The organism is Actinomyces vulturis (assembly GCF_001687305.1).
Classification (GTDB): Bacteria; Actinomycetota; Actinomycetes; order Actinomycetales; family Actinomycetaceae; genus Actinomyces; species Actinomyces vulturis.
Genome location: NZ_LZRK01000003.1, coordinates 32,345 through 58,363, shown reverse-complemented (window position 1 = coordinate 58,363; position 26,019 = coordinate 32,345). Strand labels below are relative to the sequence as shown.

Sequence of the window (26,019 nt, the reverse complement as noted above, 5' to 3'; positions counted from 1 at the left end):
GTTACTGCATTACCAACTGCACAGGACGATGCCTCTAGCGCATCGCAACTTTCCGCCGCGACTATCGCATCCGCGGCCTTGCTGCCTGTGATTGAGAATGAATCCGGTGTCGGTTCTAAGCCTCTTAAACGTGAGCGCCGAAGCCTGTGGGATACCTGCGGAACTATTCTTTCCCCAGGCCCCACTCCCAATAGACCCCCGCTGCCTTCAACCGGTAAAGCAGGCCGTAACCTTCCGGCAGCACTCGGAGTAGCCGCTGTTCTGGTCGGGATTGTTCTGGCCACACTAATGTTCACCAAAGTTCTCTTTACGGGGTTGGTGATCATCGCCGTGTGTGGGGCACTGTGGGAACTTGCTGGTGCCTTTGCGCGCAAAGGTCTACGGCTGCCACTAGCACCGTTATGGCTCGGAACCATTGGTGTAGTTGTCTGTGCGTGGTCCGTAGGTGCAGAAGCGATGTTTGGTGCTTACCTCGCCACAGCAGGCGCAGCATTCCTCTGGTGTTTTTTCGACCATTGCGAAGCTGAAGCGGGCACCGATTGGGAACTTGCCTCTTCTTCGGACATTCATGATGGCGCACATGACACACTCCGCCGTTCACGAACCTCTAATGCTGTGGCAGCAGTGTTTGCAGCCACGTACCTGCCTTTCCTCTCGGGCTTTGCTGTTCTACTTCTGGCACAAGACCACGGCGTAGGTAAAGTCCTCATGCTTATTGCTCTTCCGGTTGCTAATGACACCGGTGGCTGGTTAGCAGGTATTACCTTTGGTAAACACCCCATGGCTCCCTCGGTTTCACCGAAAAAATCATGGGAAGGATTTGCCGGATCGATGATCGCTACCATCCTCACCGCCACAGGATGCATCTGGGCACTGAATGGTCCTATCTGGGCTGGTCCTATTCTTGGTGCATGCATTGTGGTTGTCTCGACATTGGGAGATTTGGGGGAGTCCCTCATTAAACGTGATGTGGGATTGAAAGACATGGGGACCCTCCTACCTGGACATGGTGGTTTGATGGACCGACTTGATTCCATCCTCGTTGCTGCCCCCGTGGTCTACCTGTTCTGCCTGTTGGCATTGTGCTGATCCAGCACATATCGACAGGTAGTGACAAGATACTGACGTGGTGTCTGTGCAGATATATGCCCAGACGCATCTTCTGATGAAGGAATGATTGATGACTGACAAGGCATCACGCTCCACGCGTGCCCCCAAAGAACCGCGTCGCGTGCGCGGTCAGATTCAGGTCCTTCCCACAGACCAGCCACCAGAAGGCGCTACTTCACCAGATGCTAAACCTCGCCTGAGTTTTGCTGTCCCTCCTGCTAAAGGAAAAGCCCCCCGGCATTTGGCTGACCTTGACCTCGCTGGACGGAAATCAGCCCTGAAAGAAGCAGGCCTTCCTGCCTTTCGGGCCGATCAACTTTCGCGCCATTACTTCACTCACTTCACCCGCGATGCTGAGGATATGACTGATATCCCCGCCGCTATCCGTCACCAGGTCTGCGAAGATCTACTCCCCGAACTACTCACCGAAGTCACTGCACTTCATGCTGACCGCGGAAAAACAATCAAGTACCTTTGGCAACTCTTTGACGGCGTACGCGTGGAATCTGTTCTCATGCGTTATAAGGACCGCACCACTCTATGTGTCTCTTCAGAAGCCGGATGCGGAATGGCTTGTCCCTTCTGCGCCACCGGACAAATGGGGCTGACCCGTAACCTCTCCACCGCAGAAATTATTGAACAGGTCCGTCACGCAGCTCTTGCCTCTGAGCGCGGCGATCTGGTAGGTGGCCCAGCACGCCTGAGTAACGTCGTGTTTATGGGGATGGGCGAACCGATGGTCAATTACAAAGCCGTGGTTCAGGCATTGCGTCGACTGATTGAACCAGCCCCTGAAGGCTTTGGATTGAGTGCACGGAACATCACCGTCTCTACTGTCGGGCTGGTTCCCCTGATTAAGAAACTCGCCACCGAAGGAATGCCTGTTACCCTAGCGGTTTCACTTCATGCTCCCGATGATGAATTGCGTGATGCGCTCATTCCTGTGAACTCTCGCTGGAAGGTTGGAGAGTTACTTGACGCCGCTTACCATTACTACGAAGTCACTGGACGTCGCGTCTCTATCGAATATGCCCTTATCAAGGATATGAACGATCACCAATGGCGCGCCCAGCTTCTGGCTGACGAACTCAACGCTCGCGGTAGGGGATGGGCACACGTCAACCCTATTCCCCTCAATCCCACGCCTGGCTCCATCTGGACTTGCTCACTGCCTAGTGTTCAAGAGCGCTTTGTTGAGACCCTCCGTCATGCCGGAATTACCACCACTGTTCGTGATACTCGCGGCAGTGACATCGATGGCGCCTGCGGCCAGTTGGCTACCGCTGTGCTGGAAGGTAACAAATCGGCGTCGACCGATCCATCAGCCAAATCGCGAGCCGCCGCTTCACCGACGGTTGAGCCGGTTACAGTATCGTTAACGCCTCGCCCGCAGGCCGACGATCAGTAGGAAGGTACCGACGTGAGTGACATTTTTCCCCGCACGCGAATGCGCCGTCCCGGCTACCGCCCTGACCAAGTCGATGAGTACTTCCATGACGCTCATGAACTCTACGAAGGAGGCAGTGCCGCCGCGCTAGATGCCGAACGCGTCCGCTCTACCGCATTTGACATTGTCCGTGGAGGATATGACCCCGCTGCAGTCGACCAGGCGCTTGATCGCCTCGAAAAGGCTTTCGTTAAACGTCGCCGTCAAGAATTTATTGATGAGCATGGTCGCTCCGCATGGATGGAACAAGTTGCCCAACTAGCTACCACTCTTTACGAGCGCCTTTTACGTCCCGAAACACTCCGTTTTGCCCCTGCACGGCGTAATGGCTACAAATGTGCGGAAGTTGATGCTTTCATGGACCGCATCGCTAACTATTTCGACTCATCCGAGCCGTTGACCAGTCGAGAGGTTCGTGACGTAACTTTCAGTCGTGCTCACGGTGATAAGGCCTATGACGAGGCTAGCGTAGATCGCTACCTAGCACGTGTTGTTGAAGTCTTGATGAGTGTGGAATAAGTCCCCACTGACCTTACCCTCTCCCTATGGATGCTTTGTTGGTGTCCCCGTGAAGAAAGCCACTGTGATGACGTCGCCGATTATTCCTTTGCTTCCCAATGTTGACGTGGGCGGCCCCAAACTTGTCATCCTTGGCTCTACTGGATCCATCGGTACCCAGGCGCTTGACATTATCGCTACGTTACGCCACACCATGGCTAAGGAAACGGTCGGTAATTTTTCCATTGAGGGACTTGCTGCTGGCGGTGCTCACTATGAACTTTTGGCTGAGCAGGTGCTCACGTGGTCTGTTCCGCGTATCGCTCTGGCATGTCCGTCAGCACGCCAACCTTTCCTTGACGCCTTGCGTTCCTTTGCCGAGCGTCATCACCTGCCCGTCCCATCGGTTGATATCCTTACTGGGGAAGACGCCGCACGTGATCTCATTCTTTCGGCGAACCTTCACGAGGGCGATGTAGTCCTCAACGCAATGACCGGTGCAGTGGGATTAGTTCCCACCCTCACTGCTTTAGCTACTGGTGCTCGCCTTGCTTTGGCAAATAAAGAATCACTGGTCGTAGGTGGGGCAGTGGTACGCCAAGCGATGGTACGCCCCGGCCAGATTGTTCCTGTTGATTCTGAACACAGCGCCATCTTTCAGTGCCTGGCTGCCGGTTTACATGAACGAGGGATGTGTGCTCGGCGATTCCAGGGGCCTTCTACAGTACGCCGCCTTATTCTCACCGCATCAGGTGGCCCATTCCGTGGAAAGCATCGTGACGAGCTCCGGAACGTCACTGCTGCACAGGCTCTGGCTCACCCCACATGGTCGATGGGGCCGGTTGTGACTGTGAATTCCTCAACTTTAATGAACAAGGGCCTGGAACTAATTGAAGCCCATCTTCTTTTTGACGTGCCCGCTAGTGAAATTGACGTGGTGGTTCACCCTCAGTCCATGATTCACTCTATGGTCGAATTCGTCGATGGCGCTACGATGGCACAAGTGAGTCCGCCTGATATGCGTCTTCCTATCGCACTCGGCTTATGCTGGCCACGTCGACCTATTCTCACTACCCCATTGTCCGGGCAAGTAGATACCGTCTCATCCGCCTATATGGGGAATTCATCCCCGTATGCAGGCCTTGAAGCATCTGCTTATGACACCAAGACCACACTGACTCCTACGAACTTTGCTGGTGCGTCGTCATGGACATTCGAACCCGTGGACTGTGAAACCTTTATTGCGTTGGATCTTGCGCGAGAAGCCGTGAGTTCCTCACCCACGCACCCCGCAGTTCTCAATGCTGCCAATGAGCAAGCGGTTGACGCATTCTTAAACGGCACATTAGCCTGGCTCGACATCTGCCGAATCAATGAGCAGGTACTCCATGATCATCATGACTCTTCTAACAACCCTGTCAGTGTGGAAGACGTGATGGCTGCCCAAGAGTGGGCCCGTCACCGGGCCAACGAACTCATCGCGCGCCGCGCGAGTGAAGGACGCATATGAATCTGGCCTATGTCCTAGGAATCCTCATCATGGTGCTCGGCATCATGCTCTCCGTAGCACTGCATGAGTTGGGGCACATGATTCCCGCTAAGAAATTCGGTGTGAAAGTTCCTGAGTATTTCATCGGCTTTGGTCCAACTTTATGGTCAGTGAAAAAAGGCGAAACACGCTATGGTGTCAAAGCCATTCTGCTGGGCGGGTACGTCAAACTTGTCGGGATGCTCCCGCCAGCCCCTGCTGGCAAACCGGATAAGCGTCTTCCCAACGGAGAACTGGGGCTAGTTGGGCAGGCACGTGCTGATGCCTTAGCAGAACTTGAGCCTGGTGAAGAAAACCGAGCTTTCTACTCTCTCTCAGTGCCTAAAAAACTCATCGTGATGAGTGGCGGCATCATCATGAACTTCATTCTTGCTGTGGTTTTTCTTGCCGTGAGCATTAGTGTGGTGGGAATTCCCACCTACACCTCTACTGTGAATTCAGTAGCCACGTGTGTCACTACCTCACCTACTGGCACTTGCAGCAAGGATGATCCAGTTGCTCCTGCCCATGAAGCAGGATTTCTCGCTGGTGATCGCATCGTTTCGTGGAATGGTGAACTGATGAACGACTGGGCTGATGTCCAACGTGCGATCGCTCATGGGGGAAGCGCCCCTGCCCAAGTAGTGATTACCCGTGACGGGCATGAGCAGACATTGGCTGTGACTCCCGTTCTCGTTGAACGTCCCGTTCTGGATGCTTCCGGGCGTACTGTTCCGAGTAATGATGGCTCTATTGCCATGGAACAACGCCCCTATGTAGGTATTGGACCTTCACTAGAAACCGTACGCGGTTCGCTCACTGAACTACCTCACATGACACTGTCTGCCACTTGGCAGACCATTCGTGTGGTGGCAACTTTGCCTGTAGGGCTTTACCACGTGGTGGCCGCTGGATTGGGATTTGAAGAGCGCTCAGCAAACGGAATCGTGGGGCTTGTTGGCGTGGGACGTATGGCAGGACAAGTAGCCAGCGGAGGTTCTGGAGACATTCCTCTGAGCGTGCGTATCTCCACGATGCTTTCTCTCCTAGCCAGCCTGAACTTGGCGCTGTTCGCCTTCAACCTCCTTCCTTTCCTTCCCCTTGATGGTGGACATATCGCTGGTGCTCTGTGGGAAGGACTGCGCCGAAGGATTGCGACATTGCAAGGTCAGTCCGATCCTGGTCCTGTAGATACTGCACGTCTTATCCCCGTGGGCCAAACTGTAATATGGATCCTTATCATCATGACCTTGGTGTTGGTTTGGGCGGATATAGTCGCACCTGTCTGACGTTTTCCTTTCTCATTTGCGCTGCATGAGCGGACAAATGAGAAGAGATTTTTTCCAGATTTTCACACGCAATGGACGGCCTCAGCGGAAGTAGTCAGACTTTCAGTGGCATACTTGGGGCCGTGACTGAAGCGATCTCTCTTGGAATCCCCTCCCTGCGTGAAGAGCCCCAGGTGCTGGCACCACGCAAACCTACCCGCCGTATTATGGTGGGAGACATTCCTGTTGGTGACGGAGCCCCCATCTCCGTACAGTCCATGACCACAACCAAGACTCATGACATTGGTGCTACGCTCCAACAAATCGCTGAACTCACTGCAGCAGGTTGTGACATTGTTCGTGTCGCCTGCCCTACCGATAAAGACGCTGAAGCATTACCCATTATTGCTAAGCAGTCCCGAATCCCCGTCATTGCAGACATTCACTTCCAGCCCAAGTACGTCTACGCTGCCATTAAAGCAGGCTGTGGTGCTGTGCGAGTGAATCCAGGAAACATCCGTAAGTTTGATGACCAGGTTAAAGACATCTGTCAAGTTGCTTCAGATCACGGTGTGAGCCTACGCATCGGTGTAAACGCGGGTTCTCTCGATCCTCGATTGCTGAAGAAATATGGAAAAGCCACCCCTGAAGCACTTGTCGAATCAGCCGTCTGGGAAGCAAGCCTTTTTGAAGAACACGGCTTCCACGATTTCAAGATTTCTGTTAAGCACAATGATCCTGTCACCATGGTGCAGGCCTACCGACTCTTGTCAGAAAAGGGTGACTGGCCCCTCCACCTCGGTGTGACCGAAGCAGGCCCCGCCTTCCAAGGCACCATCAAGTCTTGCCTGGCATTCGGGGCTCTTCTCGCTGAAGGCATTGGTGACACTATTCGTGTGTCCCTCTCTGCCCCGCCGGTTGAAGAAGTCAAGGTTGGCAATAAACTTTTGGAGTTTATGGGCCTTCGCCCTCGACAGTTGGAAATTGTTTCTTGCCCCTCGTGTGGACGAGCCCAGGTTGATGTATGGACCCTGGCAGAATCCGTTGAAGAAGGCTTAAAGGAAATTACTGCGCCCTTGCGAGTCGCCGTCATGGGCTGCGTAGTGAACGGGCCCGGTGAAGCCCGCGAAGCTGACCTTGGTTGTGCCTCCGGCAATGGGAAGGGCCAGATCTTTGTTCGCGGCAAGGTTGTTGAAACCGTCCCTGAAGACCAGATCGTGGAAACCCTACTCAAGCATGCTCAGGCCATGGCTGCAGAAATGGAAGATGAACTCGGTGCTGATGCCTTAGCAGGAAGCGCACCCGTGGTGGTCACTCCAGGCGCCTGATATGCGCCTGTTCCACAGCGCTGGGCCACACCCCATCGCTGCAACTCAGCGTGAACCGCTGGAGCACTTGTGCGCCACTAATCCCTATGAGGCTCTCAGCCTTGCCCACCAGTTACGGCGTTTTGACCGTTGGGGGAAGGGAGACGTGGTGATCATGGGAACGCCAGGTAATCCGATTGCCGGCGCATGGACCACAGGAACTGCGATGCCAGTGGGACTAACTGGCCTGGAATCGTCACGTGACCTTTACGCCTTTGCAAAGTACACGGCGTCGAGATTAACGAGGCGTGGATCCGTCATGGGACCTCATGATGATATCGAGATTCTTTGGCGGCCTCTTGAGGTCCATGGAGTACGCGCCCGAGAGTTTCGTTGGAATCAGCCGGTTCTCCGTTTCCCTGAGGGAAGTCAGTGGAACTCTATTCGGGCCGCTGTGCGCGGTCATTGGGCATTTCAGGCTCTCCATGCGGCCACACTGGGCCACTATGGCATGGTGATGCCTGCATCGTGTGCGATGTTTGAAGAGGAAGTGGGCTACGATCCCCAGCGTGAGGGCGGCGGATACGCCCGTCATGTGCGCGAACTGCTCAACTTCGGGCGAACCTTTGTTGTCACCGATGATGGACATGGCGGAATGGGACTCTCGCGTGTTGTATTCAAAGCAGATGTTGGAAGCCTCGCTCATGACATGGCTGGGCTGACAGGAGTGTGGACACACCCCGAAATGAGAGGACTGGGAATAGCTCGTGCCGCCATGGTTGCTGTGGTGGATGCAATTAGAGTCTCAATGGCCACCACTGTGACCCTTTATGTCAATGATTTCAACACTCCTGCACGACGCCTCTATGACTCACTTGGAGCTAGTCAAGTGGGCACCATGAGTACCATTCTTCTCTGAGAATCAAGCCGCCTACGAACCGGGGCAATCAGTTCGTGAACAAAACGAGTATCATCGTGGCGTGCTGCAGAATATGTCGACCGCTTTCATCCGTACCCTTCGTGAAGACCCCGCCGATGCGGAGGTCCCCAGCCACAAACTTCTTGTTCGCGCTGGCTACATCCGCCGAACCGCTCCCGGCATCTACACTTGGCTGCCGCTGGGGCTGCGAACACTGCGTAAGATCGAAACCGTTGTGCGCGAGGAAATGGACGCCATGGGTGGCCAGGAAGTGCATTTCCCCGCACTCCTACCTGCTGACCCCTACAAGGCGACCAACCGCTGGGCCGAATACGGACCTACTCTTTTCACTCTCAATGATCGTAAGGGCGGCGACTACCTTCTGGCCCCTACCCATGAGGAAATGTTCACCCTGTTAGTGAAGGACATGTATTCCTCGTACAAGGATCTGCCCTTATGCCTTTACCAGATTCAAACGAAGTATCGCGATGAGGCTCGTCCCCGTGCAGGCCTGATTCGCGGTCGCGAATTCGTGATGAAGGACTCCTACTCCTTCGACATGGATGACGATGCACTCGAGGTCTCATACCGTAAGCATCGCGATACCTACCAGCGTATCTTTACCCGCTTGGGTCTTGACCACGTCATCGTGAACGCTATGGCAGGCGCGATGGGTGGCTCCCACTCCGAAGAGTTCCTGTTCCCCTCACCTATTGGTGAAGACACTTTCGTGAAATCCGACGCCGGATACGCAGCAAATGCTGAAGCCGTCACCACCGTGGTACCCGAGCCTCGTGACGCCTCCAATGAACCGCCTATGCGTCTAGTGGACACCCCCAATACGCCTACTATCGATTCACTTGTTGCCCTGCTCAATGAGCGTTACCCACGTGAAGATGGACGCGACTGGGAAGCTGCTGACACTCTTAAGCACCTTGTCTTTGCTCTGATTCATCCCGATGGTGAACGTGAACTACTCGTCGTTGGCATTCCTGGGGATCGCGATGCGGACATGAAGCGTCTTGAAGCTTCTGTAGCACCGTGTGAAGTGGAGATGGCAACGGATAAAGATTTCGAAACCCACCCCGAACTTATCCGTGGCTACATTGGCACCAGCGCAATTGGCCCCAACTCACCCCTGCGCACCATTGACGAGAACGGTGAAGCGATCGGATCCGTTCGTTATTTGGTGGACCCCCGCGTTGTGGAGGGTACCTCCTGGGTTACCGGTGGAGACGAAAGTCTTAAGCACGCTATCCACGTAGTTATGGGACGTGATTTCCAGGTAGATGGCACCATCGAAGCGGCTGAGGTTCGTGAAGGTGATCCTGCTCCCGATGGTTCCGGTCCTCTCCACCTTGCTCGTGGTATCGAAATTGGCCACATCTTTGCCTTGGGACGCAAGTACGCAGAGTCTCTCGGTTTGACTGTTCTCGATGAGAACGGTAAGTCGCGTGTGGTGACTATGGGTTCCTACGGCGTGGGCGTTTCCCGTGTTATGGCAGCACTGGCTGAAGCAAACCATGATGATAACGGCTTGTGCTGGCCGATTAACGTAGCCCCGTTCCATGTTCAGGTATTGGCCACCGGTAAGAAGGATGACGTCTTTACCGCTGCTCAGGAACTCTCTGTATTACTGGATTCTATGGGCATTGAGGTTCTTTATGATGACCGCCGCAAGGTTAGTGCAGGCGTGAAGTTTGCTGATTCTGAACTCCTCGGTGTTCCTTTCACCGTGGTGGTAGGGCGAGATTTTGAATGCGACGGCACCGTGGAAATCCGTGATCGTCGCAGTGGCGAACGTACCATTGTTCCCTTCGAAGAGGCTTCGGAAACCGTGCGTGACTTGGTTAAGAATGCACTGTCTGAAGTTGCTAACCGCTAAGTGACCTTCAGGAGTGGGTGCAGGGGAGTATCATTGCTCTTTTTGCGGGCCATACTTGAGGAATCGGAGTGATGAGACAACCGCAGTCCTCTGTGTTGCTTTCCAGGCGTCACGTGTTGACGTCTGCATCCTTAGCGACCCTGGGAACTGTCATGGTCATGGGGGCGGGCGCGTGTTCGACGCGTCCGCAACCTTCTACTTCTATTTGTGACAATGTTGATTCATCACATCGCGAGTTGACCAGCATCATCACTGCGGGAATCTCTGACGATGTTGATCCCGGTTCCTTTGACCCTCTCACGGCAACGGGACCATTAGAACTGTCAGTCAACTGGCACACCATGGAAGGGTTGACTGAACTTCACCCAGGAACTCGTCGATGCTTTGCTACGCTTGCCTCTGACATGCCGGTGAAGATTGATGAGACTACTTATCGGGTGACGCTTCGTAATGGTGCCCAATTCGCTGACGGGCGCGTGGTGAGCGCTGATGATGTGCTGTTCTCGTTTGAACGAGTTCTAAACCCTTATTCGGGGAGTCCGGTGCGTCCCTTCGTATCCTTTATCGATACACTCACGGCGGTGGATGAGCGCACGATTGAGTTCCACCTTAACTATCCTTTCCCACTCATCGATTTACGTTTAAGCGTGGTCAAAATCGTGGCGAAAGGTGAACATGGTGTCCCTGTCCAAGGCTGTGGACAATGGCCACTGGGGAGCGGACCATACGTGATGGTCGATGATGGTACTACCAGCCAAGAAATACGATTCGTTCGTAATGAGCACTATAACGGGCCGTTCCCGCCTCGTTCAGATCGAATGGTGTGGCGAATTCTCCCTGACTCCATCACTCGCGTGAATGCCTTGACCTCCGGTGCTGTGCAAGCCATTGATGCGTTGCCTGTGGAAGATATTTCGGTAATTACTCAACCGAACATCGTTTCGGCACAACAGGGATTCGGCATGCTTTTCACCCTGTTTAACTGCGGTTCCACTCCAATGAACCAAGTGAAAAACAGGCAAGCACTGATGTACAGCTTGGACTATCAATCAATTTGTGGTCACGGTATGGGTGGATATGCGGCACCTGCGTCATGTTTCGTGGAAGAAGGACACCCCGCCTATATGCCTGCTTCTACAATTTATCGCCGCGATGTGGACAAGGCTCGTGCTCTTTTTGATGAGACGGGTCTGAAATCTATCCGTGTGCTGTGTGCGAGTTTTGATTGGCTTTCGCAGGTGTATGCCATTATTCAAGGTAACTTGAAAGAAGTTGGCCTAACAATCTCTTATGAAGAGAAAAAACTTGCTGACGTTTATTCGACAATCACGGGTAATCCTGATGCTTTCGATGTTGTTATTGCTCCGGGAGATCCATCAGTCTTCGGAGATGATTGTGACTTGCTGTTGCGGTGGTGGTACGCCAATCCATTGTGGACGCAAGAACGTATGCATTGGAGTATGAGTGAGTCCTATGCCTCACTTCAGCAATATCTCGAAGAAGCAGTGCGTCAAACTGGGCAAAACCAACGAGATACATGGAAGAAGATTTTTGATCTCTTGTCCGAACAGGTTCCTTTGTATCCGATTTTTCATCGTCAAACAGTGACTGCTTATAACCCCAATACTTTGGTGGATTTCTCTCCTATTTCTGTTCCAGGATTATATTTCCTTGGTGCTGGAAGCACCGAGAAATAACGGGTAGAGCCTGAAATAATAGGCATTTAGGGTATGCCGTATTGACCTATTTTCTTAATACTCAAAATAAATACTTAACTGTAATGATTCGTATTTGGTATACCTAAGTTGACTTTCTTGTGGTTGAAAAATCAACGAAAGTGATGCATCTATCGACAAAGTGGCTTTTCTTATTCACTGTGGAGTGGTTGGTAATTGGCGCGGGTAGATGGCAAGCCCCGCACTGATGAAGGAGAACACTCATGATGAATCAAGCCCCTCAGGTTTCCGGATGCACCGTAACTTCCTGCTCTTACAACAATGATGGCTGTCATGCTCTGGCTGTGAATGTTAAGGATCGTGGCTGCACCACCTTTATTTCTCTCAATGAGCGTGGTGGACTCGATCGTGTGACTGCAGCGGTGGGTGCTTGTCAGAGTGCTGATTGTGTTCACAACAGCAATCTTGAATGTGCTGCTCCTGCTGTACGCATGGCTGATCGGGGTGGAAAGGTTGCGTGCCTGACCTATGAAGCACTCTGATGTTCATTTTGAGTGATACTTCAGTGGCTTGTGGGGTTCATGTGACTAGAGTGAGAAATGTAAGATCTTCGCAACGCCGAATTTCCCCGCAAACCTGACAAATCCCCTCGTTTATGCGTAGCGTTGCTCGCAGCGGCGTAGAAGACCCGCGCCGACAACCGACCGAGAGGGATGGACATGTCCGTCAATCGCACTGAGCTTATCGCTGCCATCGCCGAGCGCGCTGGCCTGACCAAGACCGACGCTGATGCTTTCCTGGGTGCTTTCCAGGATGTTCTCGTCGAGAACGTTGCCAAGGGTGAAGCTGTCAAGATCACCGGCCTCATGGGTGTGGAGCGTGTTGAGCGCGCTGCTCGTACCGGCCGTAACCCCCGCACTGGTGAAGAGATTCAGATTCCTGCTGGCTACGGCGTCAAACTGACCGTGGGTTCTGCTCTGAAGAAGGCTGTCGCTAAGTGATTTCGTCGCTACACACGGTGTAGCGCGGTTTGTCTAGCGTGAGCTAGCAGAAATAAGGGCGGTGGGTGCCATCATGACGATGGTGCCCACCGCTTTGATATGTCAGTCAGTGGGGGGCAGGTGAAGTCTAAATGGATAAAAGTAGTCAGCGATAGACGACTTCTTGCCTTGTTGATCGCGCGAACTCGTCTTTCATCCTTCAGGATGATGAGACTCAGATTACTTTTCTTTTAGGGTTAAGTCATGGCTTCTTACGATGACTTTGATGCATTGTTCTCCGCGGCCCCGAAAGTGACACCTATAGGCGAGCATGGGGACGCGGTAACTTCTGGTTCCAATTCTGTCAACCAGGGCATTGTTCCTCAAAGGAACTCTGTTCCTCCGGACGAAGCCTCAGTGTCCAATGTCGAAGCCCATACATCGGAATACAGGCCATCTATCACTCAACAGGATATTTCTGACGATCACCTCAAAAAGCATGTGGTGATGGATGGTGCGCAGTGCGGGAGTAGCCCAAATGGTATGGTGAATGACTTCGCTATTGAATGCCGAAATCTTTACAAAGCATTCGGTAACAAAATTGCTGTGAACAATCTGTCCATGCTGGTCCCCGTAGGAAGTTTCTTTGGGGTGGTGGGCCCTAATGGTGCGGGTAAAACCACCACGCTGTCCATGGCCACGGGACTTTTAACTCCTGATCATGGTCAGGTCTTGGTTCGTGGCATTGATCTATGGGCAGAACCTGATAAGGCACATCCGATTCTCGGTATCCTCCCTGACGGACTTCGCACTTTTGATCGTCTTAACGGCCGTGAACTTGTCACGTATTGCGCCATGCTGCGTGGGATGGACAAAGCCACGATTAGCGATCGTGTTGATCAACTCCTTAAAGTCCTTGACCTCTGGGACGCAGGCACCACCGTCGTTGCGGATTACAGCGCGGGCATGAAAAAGAAAATTAACCTCGCGTGCGCGCTTGTTCACTCACCCGATGTTCTTGTCCTCGATGAGCCTTTCGAAGCAGTGGACCCGATTAGTGCCCGCGTGATTCAACGCTTGCTCCGCCATTTTGTGGAGCAAGGCGGAACGGTCATTTTGTCTAGCCACGTCATGGCTACTGTGGAACAACTCTGTAGCCACGTGGCAATCATTCATGAAGGAACGGTTCTCGCCCAAGGCTCTCTTGACGAGGTGCGCCGGGGTGAAAGCCTTGATGATCGCTTTGCACATCTGGTGGGCGCAGAAATGAACGACGAGGAGTTGTCATGGTTAAAACCCTCCTCTCGCTAAGGCTCCGCATCGCCAAGAACATGCTGTTCCGCTCTCCCATGGCGATGATCGGAACGTTCTTTGGCCTGCTCTACCTTGGCGCTATTTACGTCGGTGCGGTGGGGTTCATTGTTGCCGGTGCGGGCTTTTTGGAAGAGTCGGGCTATCAGATGCTCGTGGGAGTGGCTGCGATTCTTATGGCGGCAATGTGGCTCCTCCTTCCACTGTTCTTCACCGGCATGGATGGCACGATTGAGCCACGCAGCCTAGTTACCTGGGTGCCGCCATCAAAAAAACTTGCGCGAGCCCTCATTATGGTCACCGCGCTAGATGCCTCAGGTATCGGAAGCTTGATTATTGCTCTGTGCATTGCGATTGGCTGGTTTATTCAAGGCCATGCCCTGTGGGGTGTCCTTAACCTGATCCTTGCCCCGCTCGCATGGTTGCTTTGGGTGTATTCCGCTCGCGTCGCCACCTCATATTTCTCACGAATTGCTACGCGAAAAACTCGAGAACGGATGTTCGTCCTCTTTGTTGTTCTCATCATGGCTATAGCAGTCGCTCCGCAAATGATGAGCGCCATGCTTTCCTCTGACGGCGATGCTTCCTCCTCGATTTCACTGAGTTTTTCTGAGGCGAGTGCATCCATTTCTCACACGGTCTGGGTCATCGCCAGCGTGATTCCCACTGCCTGGCCCATCGCAGCACCACTCTCATTCGCTCAAGGACACCTCATCGTCGGTATTGGCCAGATTGTGGGGAGTGTTGCGCTTCTCTGGGGCTTGAACACTGTGTGGGCACGTCAACTCGTGCTTGTCATGACCTCACCGCAGAACTCCGTATCGAAGCACAGTGCCTATGCAGAAGGAACCTCTGACCTAGTGTGGGCTGATCGGCTCAATCGTCACCTACCTGCCCCTGTGGCTGCTATTGCCGCACGTTCCCTTCGGTATTGGAGGAATGATCCGCGATACCTCACTCAGTTCATTGCTGTGATGGTCGTTGCCTTGATGCCTGTCTTTGGCGTGTACATGGGTGCGCGAGGCAGTGATGCCGCCCAGGATATGGGGGCATTTCCTCTCGTGATTGCCTGCGGCTTAGCAGGCATCTTTATGGGCGTCAGCCTCGTCAATGACATTGGTATGGACTCCACTGCCGTCTGGACTCACATCTCAGCTGGTGTGCGGGGGCGAGACGATCGACTTGGACGCCTGGTTGGCGCAGCTATTTGGCAGATTCCCTTGTTATTCGTGATTTCTGTGGGCATTTCAGTAATATTCAAGAACGCCGAGGGGATGGCAGTGGGACTCGGTGTAGGCCTTGCTGCATGGGGCGGTTCCATGGCTACTGCATCGGTGATGAGCGCTTTGGTGCCCACGGAGACTCACGCCCCAGGCGAGTCGATGATGAAATCAAAGACGTCATCCAATGCCTTCTTCGGAGCCCTTCTGCAAATCCTCACGATGGGCACAAACTTCATTCTCCTGGCACCCGTCGTCATCTATTGGGTGCTTTCCCAATTCGTCGTTGATGTCCTTCCTCCGCTCACTGTTCTTCCCGTTGGCATCGCCTGGGGTGCATTGTTGCTATGGGCGGGAATTACCTGGGGCGGCAAGGTGTACAACCAGCGAATTGTCAGGAATTTATCGAGAATTTCTTCTTGGGATCAGGCCAAGGTCTAGACCACTTGGTATACACTTTCTAGTATCTGATGACCGCGTGATCATTCAAGGAGGAAAATCCCGTGGAGTTAGTCATTTGTGACACCCCAGAGGAAATTGCTTCACTGGCAGCAGACCGCATTGAAGCACTTATTCAAGCCAAACCAAATGCCGTTCTCGGAACAGCAACCGGTTCCAGCCCCCTGCCCCTCTACGACGAGTTGGCACGACGCTGCGACGAAGGCCGAATCAGTTTCGCAGGCGTTACTGGTTTTATGCTGGACGAGTACGTTGGCTTGGAGGAAAAGCACCCCGAGCGTTACGCCAACTTTATGGAGACCAACCTGCGTTCCCGTATCGATATGCCTAAGGGCGCACTCCAGGGGCCTGACGCACTCAATGTCGATCCACAGGCTGCATGCCGTGAATACGAAGAAAAGATGGCGCAGGCTGGATACTGTGACCTGCAGATCCTAGGCATTGGTTCAGATGGGCATATCGGTTTTAACGAACCCGGTGGTTCTTTGCAATCGCGTACTCACCTGGGTGTTCTGACTGAACAAACCCGCTCGGATAACGCACGGTTCTTCAACGACGATATTGACGCAGTGCCCACCCACTGCATCACTCAGGGCCTGTACACCATCATGCAGGCCCGCCAGTTGCTTCTTATCGCTACCGGTGAGAATAAAGCAAAAGCCATCGCTCAGCTTATTGAAGGCCCTATTAGTGCTGCATGGCCGGCAACGATTATGCAGATGCACCCGGAGGCTGTGGTTTTTGTGGATCCTGCTGCAGCAAGTCTGCTGGAACATGCGGGGCCTGAGGGCTGGAAGTAAACACACTGCCGTTTATATGTGGGGGCGAGGATGGAATGAACATCCTCGCCCCCACATCTGTGTCAATTCTGTGTAGCATGAGAAAGACCAAACGTGCTGATCGGTCATTAGTTCATCAGCGTGTCCTAGACTAGAGACATGAGTCAGCCAGCAGATCCGAACGACCCCCGTGAAAGCGGCCAGCCCTCGCAGTCCGTGGGCACGGCTGTCTTAGAGCGTGAAGAACTGCAATCCACGGATGATGGTGATTCGGAACGATTTGCCCACTACGTTCGTAAAGACAAAATCGCAGCAGCGGCAGCCACTGGCCGCCCTGTTGTGGCCTTGTGTGGCAAAGTCTGGACTCCTGGCCGTGACCCCGGCGCCTACCCGGTCTGCCCCACCTGCAAGTCGATTTTCGAGCAGATGAAGAATGGTGGTGGCAATGATGGCCCTCGTTTCCCCCGATTCCCCTTTGGGGGAGGTAAGTGACGGGGCTGCAACGCCCACCGCACGTACCTGCCCAAGCATCAACCGCAGCCGCCCAAGGTCTGCCACCGGCTTATCCACGCCGAGCACCATGGGGTACGGCTTCATCGTTGCGTGCTTGGCAGGCAGAAGCGGTGGAGCAGTATTTTGCCACCATGCCCCGCGATTTTCTTGCGGTGGCAACCCCCGGTGCAGGTAAAACGACTTTCGCTCTGCGTATTGCCACTGAACTTTTGGCTCGCGGCGAGGTTCACAAAGTCACGGTGGTCGCTCCCACGGAACACTTGAAATATCAGTGGGCTGAAGCAGCCGCGCGCGTTGGCATCCATATTGACCCTTCTTACTCCAACTCTCAAGGCGCCTTGGGAGCACGCTTTGACGGCGTAGCACTTACCTATGCGCAGGTGGCTGCCAACCCGAACCTTCACCGTGCTCGTACGGATGCAATTCGCACTCTCGTCATCCTCGACGAAATTCACCATGGTGGCGACGCACTGAGTTGGGGCGATGCAATTCGTGAAGCATTCACTCCCGCACGTAAACGCCTGGCATTGACTGGTACTCCTTTCCGTTCAGACACAGCCTCTATTCCCTTTGTGACGTATACACCTGACTCACAAGGTATTCGACGATCCCGTGCGGATTACACCTACGGTTATGGCCAAGCCCTTAAAGATGGCGTGGTTCGCCCTGTCATGTTTATGACCTACTCGGGCAACATGCGTTGGAGAACCAAGAGTGGTGATGAAGTGAGCGCCCGCCTTGGTGAACCGTTGACGAAGGACATGGAATCTCAAGCTTGGCGTACCGCTCTCGATCCTCGGGGGGAGTGGATTCCTGCCGTTCTTGCGGCCGCGGATCAGCGCCTGAGCGAAGTCCGTCGTCAAGTTCCTGATGCTGGTGGTCTTGTTATCGCGACAGATCACACTTCTGCCCGTTCCTACGCAGCTCAGCTCAAAGCCATCACTGGTCAGGCTCCTACAGTTGTTCTCTCTGATGATTCGGGTGCCTCAAGCCGAATTGAGTCCTTCTCGCAGTCTGATGAACGCTGGATGGTAGCTGTGCGCATGGTTTCAGAAGGCGTGGACGTTCCACGGCTTGCCGTGGGGGTATATGCGACCTCTACGTCTACTCCTCTTTTCTTTGCTCAGGCTGTAGGTCGTTTCGTTCGTGCGCGACGTCGTGGTGAGACTGCCAGCGTCTTCTTGCCCTCTGTCACGCCTCTACTGTGTCTAGCAAACGAACTTGAAGCAGAACGTGACCATGCCTTAGATCGTCCCACCAAGGATACGGACTTGGGTGAGGAATACCCCGAAGACGATCTGATTAAAAAAGCGAATCGCAATGAGCAAGCGTCGGCTGATTTGCTGCCTGGTTTTGAAGCCATGCAATCTCAGGCTGAATTCGATCGCGTCCTGTTCGACGGTGGCGAGTTTGGCATGGGCGCTGATGTCGGCAGTATTGAAGAGCAAGGATTCCTGGGACTTCCTGGTCTTCTTGAGCCCGAAGAAGTAGCAGCACTGCTTAAAGCTCGCCAGGCGGAGCAGATTAAAACACAAAAGCGTGCCCAGAAGGCTGCGCATTTGCGTCGTCAGAACTCAGGTGTGGATGATGCACGTCGACGTGCAGCCGCGCGGAAAGAACTTAGCCAACTCGTTGCCGCATGGGCACGTAGAACAGGCCAGCCGCACGGCGTCATCCATACTGAACTTAGACGTGTTTGTGGAGGCCCCGAAGTTGCCGGAGCCTCCACAGAAGAGATTGAAAAACGTGTTGAGCGCTTACGCCGCTGGTTCGTGGGCAAGCGCTAAAACTTCAGTGACGTGTGGCGCTGACACCATCAAGATCCACGTGACGGGTAGGAATACCTACCTCCCCTTCGCTCAAACGCCATGCCTCATACGGCAACTGAGCTCGCGAGTCATAGTGGCGAACGATAGCTGCCTCCAGGCCTTTCTTTCCGCGGAATTCCTCGCGAATTACACCGTTTTCTACGAGAGTGACCTGTAGTGGGCGAGCGCCAGCTTCACGTAACGCAGCAAGGCCTTCTTCTTCATTGGCAGCGGAGATGATGAGTTCCTCAACAGCGCGTTGCTGATCATCAAGTACACGTCCAGCCCACTTGCGGCCCCCCACCGTGGACTTGCCGCCCTTTGAGAACTTAGCTACCTCTTCCATCTGGCCGTCTTTGTTTTCACGTTCTACCAATTTGTAGACCAAAGCAGCGGTAGGTACGCCAGAACCAGTTACTAATTTGGTGCCTACACCGTAGGAGTCTACGGGAGCGGCACCCAAAGCAGCGATGGCGTATTCATCCAGGTCATTTGTTACTGTGATTTTCGTTGTTGTTGCGCCCAGAGCGTCGAGTTGGCTACGTACTTTGAATGCCTCGGCCACCAAGTCTCCGGAGTCCAGACGAACAGCTCCCAGTTCACCACCACCATTGCGGGCAGCCTTGACAGCGCGATCTACGCCGGTAGGAATGTCGTAGGTGTCCACCAAAATAGTGGTACCAGGCCCCATGGAGGCTACCTGGGCAGCGAATGCGTCTTCTTCAGTGTCATGGAGAAGAGTGAAGGCATGAGCGGATGTTCCTACTGTAGGCAAGTGGTAGCGGGCACCAGCTTCGAGATCGCTTGTTCCCACAAAACCGGCCACCACAGCGGCACGAGCTGCACTGACAGCGGCATCCTCGTGTGTACGACGTGCCCCGAAATCCACACAGGGGCGCCCATGTGCAGCAATAGTCATCCGTGAGGCTGCTGAGGCAATCGCGCAGTCATGGTTGTAGATGCTCAGGACTAGCGTTTCAAGGATGCATGCCTGGGCGAAGGTGGATTCGATAGTTAGTAGGGGAGAGCCGGGGAAATAGCATTCGCCTTCGGCATAGCCGCGAATTGTTCCTTCAAAATGGTAGTTGCGTAGGAACTCGATCGTGTCCTTATCGACCACGCCAGCGTCACTGAGGAAAGACAGTTGCTCTTCGGTGAAATGGAAGTCTTCTAGAGCGTCGAGGAAACGTCCGGTTCCAGCAACTACGCCAAAACGTCGGCTAGCAGGGAAACGACGCCCAAAAAGCTCAAAGACGCACTTGCGGTGTGCGGTTCCTGAGCGAAGTGCTCCTTGGAGCATGGTGAGTTCGTACATGTCTGTCAGGAGCGATGTGGTCACGCTGGTCATATCTCCAGCCTACTCAGTGGTTGATGTTCATGTCAGTGCCTAGCGTTAATCTTGGACTATGGCCGTTCCCACTCTTGCTCCACGAACTGACGCTGAAGAGCGCACCAGTGAAGACGAATCTTGGGCATGCATTGTTGATGACGATCCCATTAACACCACTACCTATGTCCAGCGAGTCTTTATGTCCTACTTCGGTTACTCTTCGTCGAAGGCGTATACCCTCATGATGCGTGTGCACACGCAAGGGTCGGCACAAGTGTCCACAGGACCGCGAGAACGCATGGAAACGGATGTCCAAGCCATGCATCATCGAGGATTGCGGGCGCGGCTAGAAAAACAAGGTGGTGATGATAGTCGTGATGACAGCATTCACCTGGGATAAGGATCAGCAACTTTTCCTCGCATGGATTGGTGATGGCCATCGTCAAATTCTCTGGAATGTGGCCAGCGCGGTCCACGCGTTATTGATTCGTCAATCGTCATTCAGTCAGTTAATGAGTGATGGCGAGCAGATTCTTTATCCCTCATGGCTTGCTCCTAATGACTCGCCTCAGTTTCAGGATGAGGACCCTGCTATTCGCGTCTTATTGGGTGTATGGAGCCAAGACGAAGAGGTTGATGCTCAAAGCCGAGAACTGTGTGATGATTCCACTGCCCGCACCAAAGCGTTGAGGGCAGCAATCCTTAGACGTGTACTGAGTGCGGGAGATGGGCAACAAGCACAATTTCACTGCCCCACTCTTGAAGAGCAAGCATTTTCTGACTTTCCAGTCTCGTCTCTTTGCATAAGCCCGGCGCCATTGATGAGTGAAGAACTCTCACTCGCTGATGATCTTCAAGGTACTTGTGTAGCCGTCAACCACGATGATGTCGATGATTTTCTTGCGGCATTGAATGATATTCGTTTACTTCTGGCTCAACGTATTGGAGCAGATCAACCTGACGGCCCCACTGTGGACTTCCTTATTGCTAAACGCAATGAACAAGCAGAATCTGAACAGGGTGATGGGGGAATCACCTCACAGACAGATGGTGCCAGCCACGCAAGCCAGATCACAGAACTGTGTGAAGACGCTTATCTGTTCACATCGTGGTGGCAGGAATCACTGTTAGATCTGCTTTTTTCTTCCTAATTCCCGATAGTCTTCACATCGTGAAGGAAGCGCCTATCGGAATCTTTGATTCAGGAGTCGGAGGACTCACGGTCGCGCGTGCCATTTTGGACCAACTGCCCCACGAAAATACGCTTTATATTGGGGATACAGCCAACACGCCTTATGGGCCTCGCCCTATCGCTGAAGTTCGTGACTTGGCTATTAATGTCATGGATGAACTTGTCGATTCTGGCGTGAAATTGCTTGTCATTGCCTGTAACACCGCCTCGGCAGCAGTTCTTCACGACGCACGTGAACGATACACCCTGGGGCGAGGCGTTCCCGTGGTCGAAGTGATTCACCCTGCTGCACGCACTGCCGCTCGCGTTACTCGCAATGGCCGCATTGGTGTTCTCGCGACCCGCGGCACGGTGGACTCTCGTGCTTATATTGATGCACTCGAAGCGGTCCCTGGTATCACGCTCACACAGCAGGCATGTCCGCGTTTCGTTGACTTTGCTGAACGCGGCATCACCACGGGTGATGAACTGCTCGATGTAGCCCGTGAATACCTTGAACCTGTGACTGTGGCTGATGTAGACACTGTGGTTCTGGGCTGCACCCACTACCCGCTTCTGGCAGGTCCCATTTCCTACGTTTTGGGTAACCACGTTACCCTCGTTTCATCAAGCGATGAGACAGCGAAAGATGTCTATCGTGAACTTGCTGCACGTGACCTCCTTCGCGATGCTACCGATGAATTGGCAACACATGAATTTAGGGCCACAGGTGACCCAGAATCGTTCAAAGAACTTGCGCATCGTTTCCTTGGCCCAGAAGTTGGCCATGTTTCACCTGCTCACCTCAGTTCAGCCGGGATAGAGGCACGTTTATGAAAATTACCGTGGTGGGATGTACCGGCTCTATGTCCGGCCCCAACTCCTCCGCTTCGTCGTATCTCATCCAGGCAGACGATGGCACCCGAACCTGGTCAATTATCTGCGACCTAGGGCCGGGATCTATGGGACAACTTCTTAACCACCTCGATCCACGAGACCTTGATGCGATCGCCATCTCACACTGCCACGCTGACCATATGGTGGATCTTGTTGGTATGCATGTGTATCGCCGTTGGCACCCTCAAGGTGCTCTAGGCCCTGTGCTTTGCATCGGCCCCTCAGTAACGCGTGATCGTGTCCGGGGAACAGATGGAACCACCGCCGAAGAAACTTACGATACGGAATTTACTTTCGTTACCGCCCAGCATGGTCATAGCATCACCGTGGGGCCCATGACGATTACCCCCTTCGATGCCCTTCACCCCGTTGAAGCATACGGTTACCGTATTGAAGGTCCTAGCGTTGACGGTGGACGTGTCACCATGGCCTATACCGGGGATACGGATTCCTGTGACACCATCACTCAGATGGCTCAAGGAGTGGATTTTCTTCTCAGTGAAGCCGCGTTTACTGAGCAGCATGACCCCGTCCGTGGCATGCACTTAACTGGCCGACGCGCTGGCGAACTTGCCCAGGAAGCAGGAGTGGGACGCCTTGTTCTGACCCATATTCAGCCGTGGACTGATACGAATATTCCGTTGGCTGAAGCACGTGAAGTATTTGACGGCCCAATCGATGTGGCTACCGCAGAATCACAATGGATGCTTTAAACAATTCAGATATGGACTCCCAGGGTGAGTCTTCGCTGGTGGAACTCTCATCTGGGGGTTGCACTGTTGAACTGAGTCACGAGTTTGTTGATGAGCGACCGAGATTCATGCGCGTGCCCGCATGGCGAGTAACGCGTATTGGTGACAGTGTGGCTGTGGGGGCGGGTATAATGCTCGCCTTGACTCCACAATGGATTAACCCGCTTATTGCTGCGTATTGGCTAGGAGCAGTTTTGACTGTGCTCGCTGCTTCACTGACTTGGGAAAGTTGCGTGCGTAGCCGTTTATCGCTCCTACGGTCAGCGGATACCTCTCTTGGAGAACAAAACTGCGCAAAACGAACTTCGCGGTATGCCCTGCCACAAACTCTTTGGCCCGGTTCTTTTATGATGACGCTTGCAGGCTGGCTAGGTGCTATGACCGCGTGGCGATTGTGTGGTGTCTTTCTTTCTCCTGATATCTATGCGACTGCCCCCACGCTGGGCGTAGGGGCAGTACTTCCCATAGCGGCGATGCTTATTGGCTGGCGTATCGTCTGGGCCTTTATTCGCGCTCATGACGATATGCGTCCTAAGCGGTTACACAGGACTATTCCGGCTGAGGAACAAATACAGCAGCCACATACTCACTGAGCATCCTCAAGGCCTGGCCACGATGGGAGATCGCGTTCTTCTCATCACTACTCATTTGTGCCGTGGTGCGACCTTGGCCGCCAGGGGCATCTTCACTGGCAGGAACAAAGATCGGATCATAGCCGAAACCATTGTCCCCTTCAGGAACAGTCACAAGCCGGCCCACCATTTGTGCTTGGCACACCACAGGCTCGCCTTCTGGCAGTGCTAAAGCGGCAGCACACATGAAGTGAGCGCCGCGGTGAGGATCGACAATGTCTGCTAACTGATTGAGCAGAAGGGACAAGTTCGCTTCATCGTCACCGTGATGACCACACCAGCGTGCAGAGAAAATACCTGGAGCGCCACCCAGAATATCGACGCATAAACCAGAGTCATCAGCAATAGCAGGCAAACCTGTCGCTTTGCAGAGAGCTTGAGCTTTAATCAGGGCATTGGCTGCGAAAGATGTCCCATCCTCAACTGGTTCCTCAACGCCTAGACCTTTTGCGCTGACCACACTGGAGGGATCAAAATCAGGAATCAACGGGGTGAGAATCTGGCGAAACTCGTTAACCTTGCCCTCGTTGTGAGTTGCCAGAATGAGGCGAACGCCGTCAGGAACGATCACATTGCTCATTGCTGCTCCTGCTTTTCTTGACGAGTATCAAAGAATGCAATGCCGTCCTCAGCCTCCAACGCGCTGCGTTGTAGCGTGGCAAGTTGTGCGTTACCAAGTTCGGCTAAGTCGAGAAGACTACCCAGTTCGTCACGATCAAAAGGAGCATGTTCAGCAGTGCCCTGAACTTCAATGAACTTTCCAGAACCGGTCATCACAACGTTCATATCTGTCTCTGCACGGACGTCCTCTTCATAGGGGAGGTCCAGACAGGGCAGGCCGTCGATAATGCCTACCGAGATAGCGCTGAGAGAATCGCTGAGCACCTTGCCAGCAGCAACAATGCCCTGTTTTTGTCCCCACGCGATGGCATCAGCTAAAGCGACGTATGCGCCAGTGATGGATGCAGTACGAGTACCACCATCAGCCTGAAGAACATCGCAGTCAAGAGCAATGGTGTTTTCACCTAGAGCATTGAGATCGATGATGCCGCGTAGGCTGCGTCCGATAAGGCGAGAAATTTCGTGGGTGCGGCCACCCACCTTACCTTTGACGCTTTCGCGAGGCGAACGTTCTGAGCCCGCGCGGGGGAGCATGGAATACTCAGCTGTTACCCATCCCTGGCCGGTGCCTTTAAGCCAGCGCGGAACACCCTCTGTGATGGATGCGGCGCACAGGACACGAGTCTTTCCCATAGAAATTAGCACGCTGCCTTCGGCGTGATCGAGCCAGTTGCGCTCAATAGTGACAGGGCGAAGTTGGTCAGTAAAACGGCCGTCGTTGCGACGTAAACGGGTAACAGTCATATCTCTACCCTACCGGTCTCCAGTGATATTCACGGGCAGCCTTTGCTATTTACTTGTACACGTTGGGGCTAATTCAAACGGGGGGGCACTCACCTGGATGCCCCGAACTCGGCCTGTGCAAGTACTAGTGTGTTTTAGGGAGTGCGCGGAGCAAAAAGATGGAACGCATCTTGCGCAAGGGGAGACTAACTCTGCAATTCCCAGTCTGGATGAACTGGATCGGCATGATAATTATGGTGCGCGAGAGGGGACTCGAACCCCTACACCTGTGAAGGCACCAGGACCTAAACCTGGCGCGTCTACCAATTCCGCCACTCGCGCGAAACCATGAGAAATTCATGGTGGGGGAGTCTCACCGGATGGGTGAAGCTCCGGAGCCTAGGGTACAGCCTTTAGGCTTCAACTCCAAGAATACGACGGAGGCGGTCCACATGGCCGGTGGCTTTGACGTTGTAGAGGGCCTGAATCACCGTGCCATAGCGGTCCACTACGATGGTAGAACGAATGGTTCCGGTGACGATCTTGCCGTAGTTCTTTTTCTCACCCCACGCGCCCCACTCTTCCATGACCGTATGCTCAGGGTCGCTAAGAAGAGGGAAAGGGAGGGCTTCTTTACCGGCAAAGCGTTCCAATGCCTGCGGCTTGTCAGGGCTTACGCCAACAACTTCGTAGCCTGCCTGTTGCCATACAGCCAGTGAGTCACGGAAATCGCAAGCTTCTTTGGTACAGCCAGGAGTTGATGCACGTGGGTAGAAGTAGACAATGACGCCTCTCTGGGAGCGCTCACGCAGGTCTTTTAAACTCACCATCTGCTCAGAGGCATCAGGAAGAGTGAAATCAGGGGCTTGGGTGCCAACTTCTAAGGTGCTCATGAATCCACTTTAAAGGACAGGACTGACAGGTAAAAGACACATGCCACGGACTTACATGGTCCGTGGCATGGAAGTGGTCCTCTACGGCAAGAGGAATTATCGACTTAGGCGGCAAGGTCCATCGAGGACTTGGCTGCTTCAAGACGTTCAAGAGCCCGCTCCAAACGAGAGGGGGCTGCGTTGGCGGACAGAGAATTAATCTCTTCCTGCGCGGCCAGGAACTCGCGGAGTGCGGAGTCCTGAGTAGTCGTGGTGAAACTGGGTGATTGAGTCATCGTCTTCTCCTTCTTCT

General features: G+C 53.7%; 26 protein-coding genes and 1 tRNA gene. 21 read left to right on the top strand and 6 right to left on the bottom strand.

Going from position 1 to position 26,019, the window contains the following annotated elements; genetic code table 11:
• The first annotated feature begins 144 nt into the window (after nucleotides 1-144).
• From A9753_RS05020 to A9753_RS04945, 16 genes are all read left to right on the top strand, one after another.
• The gene (locus tag A9753_RS05020; protein ID WP_067782233.1) at nucleotides 145-1,089 is read left to right on the top strand and encodes a phosphatidate cytidylyltransferase; all 945 of its coding nucleotides are present in this window, start codon (nucleotides 145-147) and stop codon (nucleotides 1,087-1,089) included.
• A 91-nt stretch (nucleotides 1,090-1,180) separates the two neighbouring features.
• The gene (gene rlmN / locus A9753_RS05015; RefSeq protein WP_083090325.1) at nucleotides 1,181-2,518 is read left to right on the top strand and encodes a dual-specificity RNA methyltransferase RlmN; all 1,338 of its coding nucleotides are present in this window, start codon (nucleotides 1,181-1,183) and stop codon (nucleotides 2,516-2,518) included.
• 12 nt (nucleotides 2,519-2,530) lie between these two features.
• Complete coding sequence (locus A9753_RS05010) at nucleotides 2,531-3,076, top strand: DivIVA domain-containing protein (protein ID WP_067781306.1); 546 nt, start codon at nucleotides 2,531-2,533, stop codon at nucleotides 3,074-3,076.
• 67 nt (nucleotides 3,077-3,143) lie between these two features.
• Nucleotides 3,144-4,565 carry a 1-deoxy-D-xylulose-5-phosphate reductoisomerase gene (locus tag A9753_RS05005; protein ID WP_067782230.1) on the top strand — a complete coding sequence of 474 codons (1,422 nt, stop codon included), beginning with the start codon at nucleotides 3,144-3,146 and terminating at the stop codon, nucleotides 4,563-4,565.
• Nucleotides 4,562-5,872 carry a M50 family metallopeptidase gene (locus A9753_RS05000; protein ID WP_067781303.1) on the top strand — a complete coding sequence of 437 codons (1,311 nt, stop codon included), beginning with the start codon at nucleotides 4,562-4,564 and terminating at the stop codon, nucleotides 5,870-5,872. The genes A9753_RS05005 and A9753_RS05000 overlap by 4 nt, the downstream gene beginning before the upstream one ends.
• 122 nt (nucleotides 5,873-5,994) lie before the next feature.
• Nucleotides 5,995-7,179: a flavodoxin-dependent (E)-4-hydroxy-3-methylbut-2-enyl-diphosphate synthase gene (gene ispG, locus A9753_RS04995; RefSeq protein WP_067782227.1), complete on the top strand. Its 1,185-nt coding sequence runs from the start codon at nucleotides 5,995-5,997 to the stop codon at nucleotides 7,177-7,179.
• Between the two features lies 1 nt (nucleotide 7,180).
• A complete protein-coding gene (locus tag A9753_RS04990; RefSeq protein WP_067781300.1) occupies nucleotides 7,181-8,077 on the top strand; it encodes a GNAT family N-acetyltransferase in 897 nt (298 codons plus the stop codon).
• A gap of 61 nt (nucleotides 8,078-8,138) precedes the next feature.
• Nucleotides 8,139-9,962, top strand: a complete 1,824-nt coding sequence (locus A9753_RS04985) for a proline--tRNA ligase (RefSeq protein WP_067781296.1) — start codon at nucleotides 8,139-8,141, stop codon at nucleotides 9,960-9,962.
• Nucleotides 9,963-10,075: 113 nt separating this feature from the next.
• On the top strand, nucleotides 10,076-11,659 hold the full coding sequence (locus tag A9753_RS04980) for an ABC transporter substrate-binding protein (RefSeq protein ID WP_176702738.1): 1,584 nt from the start codon (nucleotides 10,076-10,078) through the stop codon (nucleotides 11,657-11,659).
• Nucleotides 11,660-11,901: 242 nt separating this feature from the next.
• Complete coding sequence (locus A9753_RS04975) at nucleotides 11,902-12,180, top strand: DUF1540 domain-containing protein (protein WP_067781289.1); 279 nt, start codon at nucleotides 11,902-11,904, stop codon at nucleotides 12,178-12,180.
• A gap of 177 nt (nucleotides 12,181-12,357) precedes the next feature.
• Nucleotides 12,358-12,639 carry an HU family DNA-binding protein gene (locus A9753_RS04970; protein ID WP_067781286.1) on the top strand — a complete coding sequence of 94 codons (282 nt, stop codon included), beginning with the start codon at nucleotides 12,358-12,360 and terminating at the stop codon, nucleotides 12,637-12,639.
• A gap of 522 nt (nucleotides 12,640-13,161) precedes the next feature.
• A complete protein-coding gene (locus A9753_RS04965; protein ID WP_245637396.1) occupies nucleotides 13,162-13,929 on the top strand; it encodes an ABC transporter ATP-binding protein in 768 nt (255 codons plus the stop codon).
• On the top strand, nucleotides 13,905-15,590 hold the full coding sequence (locus A9753_RS04960) for a hypothetical protein (RefSeq protein WP_067781282.1): 1,686 nt from the start codon (nucleotides 13,905-13,907) through the stop codon (nucleotides 15,588-15,590). Before A9753_RS04965 ends, A9753_RS04960 begins: the two co-directional genes overlap by 25 nt.
• A 62-nt stretch (nucleotides 15,591-15,652) precedes the next feature.
• Complete coding sequence (gene nagB / locus A9753_RS04955; RefSeq protein WP_067781279.1) at nucleotides 15,653-16,408, top strand: glucosamine-6-phosphate deaminase; 756 nt, start codon at nucleotides 15,653-15,655, stop codon at nucleotides 16,406-16,408.
• Between the two features lie 138 nt (nucleotides 16,409-16,546).
• Nucleotides 16,547-16,879, top strand: coding sequence for a DUF3039 domain-containing protein (locus tag A9753_RS04950; RefSeq protein WP_067781276.1), 333 nt, complete (start codon nucleotides 16,547-16,549; stop codon nucleotides 16,877-16,879).
• Between the two features lie 59 nt (nucleotides 16,880-16,938).
• Nucleotides 16,939-18,687 (top strand): DEAD/DEAH box helicase, encoded by a 1,749-nt coding sequence (locus A9753_RS04945; RefSeq protein WP_218056745.1) that lies wholly within the window; start codon nucleotides 16,939-16,941, stop codon nucleotides 18,685-18,687.
• 4 nt (nucleotides 18,688-18,691) lie between these two features.
• Here A9753_RS04945 and A9753_RS04940 read toward each other — a convergent pair whose 3' ends face one another.
• A complete protein-coding gene (locus tag A9753_RS04940; RefSeq protein ID WP_067781269.1) occupies nucleotides 18,692-20,056 on the bottom strand; it encodes a nicotinate phosphoribosyltransferase in 1,365 nt (454 codons plus the stop codon).
• Nucleotides 20,057-20,114: 58 nt separating this feature from the next.
• Here A9753_RS04940 and clpS point away from each other — a divergent pair, with 58 nt between their 5' ends.
• The 5 genes from clpS to A9753_RS09625 are packed head-to-tail and all read left to right on the top strand — an operon-like array spanning nucleotide 20,115 to nucleotide 23,451.
• A complete protein-coding gene (gene clpS / locus A9753_RS04935; protein ID WP_067781266.1) occupies nucleotides 20,115-20,438 on the top strand; it encodes an ATP-dependent Clp protease adapter ClpS in 324 nt (107 codons plus the stop codon).
• Entirely contained in the window at nucleotides 20,416-21,189 is a 774-nt protein-coding gene (locus A9753_RS04930) for a DUF2017 family protein (RefSeq protein WP_067781264.1), read from the top strand. Before clpS ends, A9753_RS04930 begins: the two co-directional genes overlap by 23 nt.
• A gap of 41 nt (nucleotides 21,190-21,230) precedes the next feature.
• A complete protein-coding gene (gene murI, locus A9753_RS04925) occupies nucleotides 21,231-22,046 on the top strand; it encodes a glutamate racemase (RefSeq protein ID WP_067782221.1) in 816 nt (271 codons plus the stop codon).
• Nucleotides 22,043-22,819 carry an MBL fold metallo-hydrolase gene (locus A9753_RS04920; RefSeq protein ID WP_067781261.1) on the top strand — a complete coding sequence of 259 codons (777 nt, stop codon included), beginning with the start codon at nucleotides 22,043-22,045 and terminating at the stop codon, nucleotides 22,817-22,819. Before murI ends, A9753_RS04920 begins: the two co-directional genes overlap by 4 nt.
• Complete coding sequence (locus A9753_RS09625) at nucleotides 22,807-23,451, top strand: hypothetical protein (protein WP_141673311.1); 645 nt, start codon at nucleotides 22,807-22,809, stop codon at nucleotides 23,449-23,451. The genes A9753_RS04920 and A9753_RS09625 overlap by 13 nt, the downstream gene beginning before the upstream one ends.
• Here A9753_RS09625 and rdgB read toward each other — a convergent pair.
• The 5 genes from rdgB to A9753_RS09790 all read right to left on the bottom strand — a co-directional run bounded on the left by rdgB (nucleotide 23,408) and on the right by A9753_RS09790 (nucleotide 26,002).
• Nucleotides 23,408-24,070, bottom strand: coding sequence for an RdgB/HAM1 family non-canonical purine NTP pyrophosphatase (gene rdgB, locus A9753_RS04915; RefSeq protein ID WP_067781258.1), 663 nt, complete (start codon nucleotides 24,068-24,070; stop codon nucleotides 23,408-23,410). The two genes, A9753_RS09625 and rdgB, sit on opposite strands and share 44 nt — an antisense overlap.
• On the bottom strand, nucleotides 24,067-24,855 hold the full coding sequence (gene rph / locus A9753_RS04910) for a ribonuclease PH (protein WP_067781255.1): 789 nt from the start codon (nucleotides 24,853-24,855) through the stop codon (nucleotides 24,067-24,069). The genes rdgB and rph overlap by 4 nt, the downstream gene beginning before the upstream one ends.
• 234 nt (nucleotides 24,856-25,089) lie before the next feature.
• Nucleotides 25,090-25,176: transfer RNA gene (locus tag A9753_RS04905), tRNA-Leu, on the bottom strand.
• A gap of 71 nt (nucleotides 25,177-25,247) precedes the next feature.
• Nucleotides 25,248-25,727, bottom strand: a complete 480-nt coding sequence (gene bcp / locus A9753_RS04900) for a thioredoxin-dependent thiol peroxidase (RefSeq protein ID WP_067781252.1) — start codon at nucleotides 25,725-25,727, stop codon at nucleotides 25,248-25,250.
• A gap of 104 nt (nucleotides 25,728-25,831) precedes the next feature.
• The gene (locus tag A9753_RS09790; RefSeq protein WP_176702737.1) at nucleotides 25,832-26,002 is read right to left on the bottom strand and encodes a hypothetical protein; all 171 of its coding nucleotides are present in this window, start codon (nucleotides 26,000-26,002) and stop codon (nucleotides 25,832-25,834) included.
• Nucleotides 26,003-26,019: the final 17 nt, after the last annotated feature.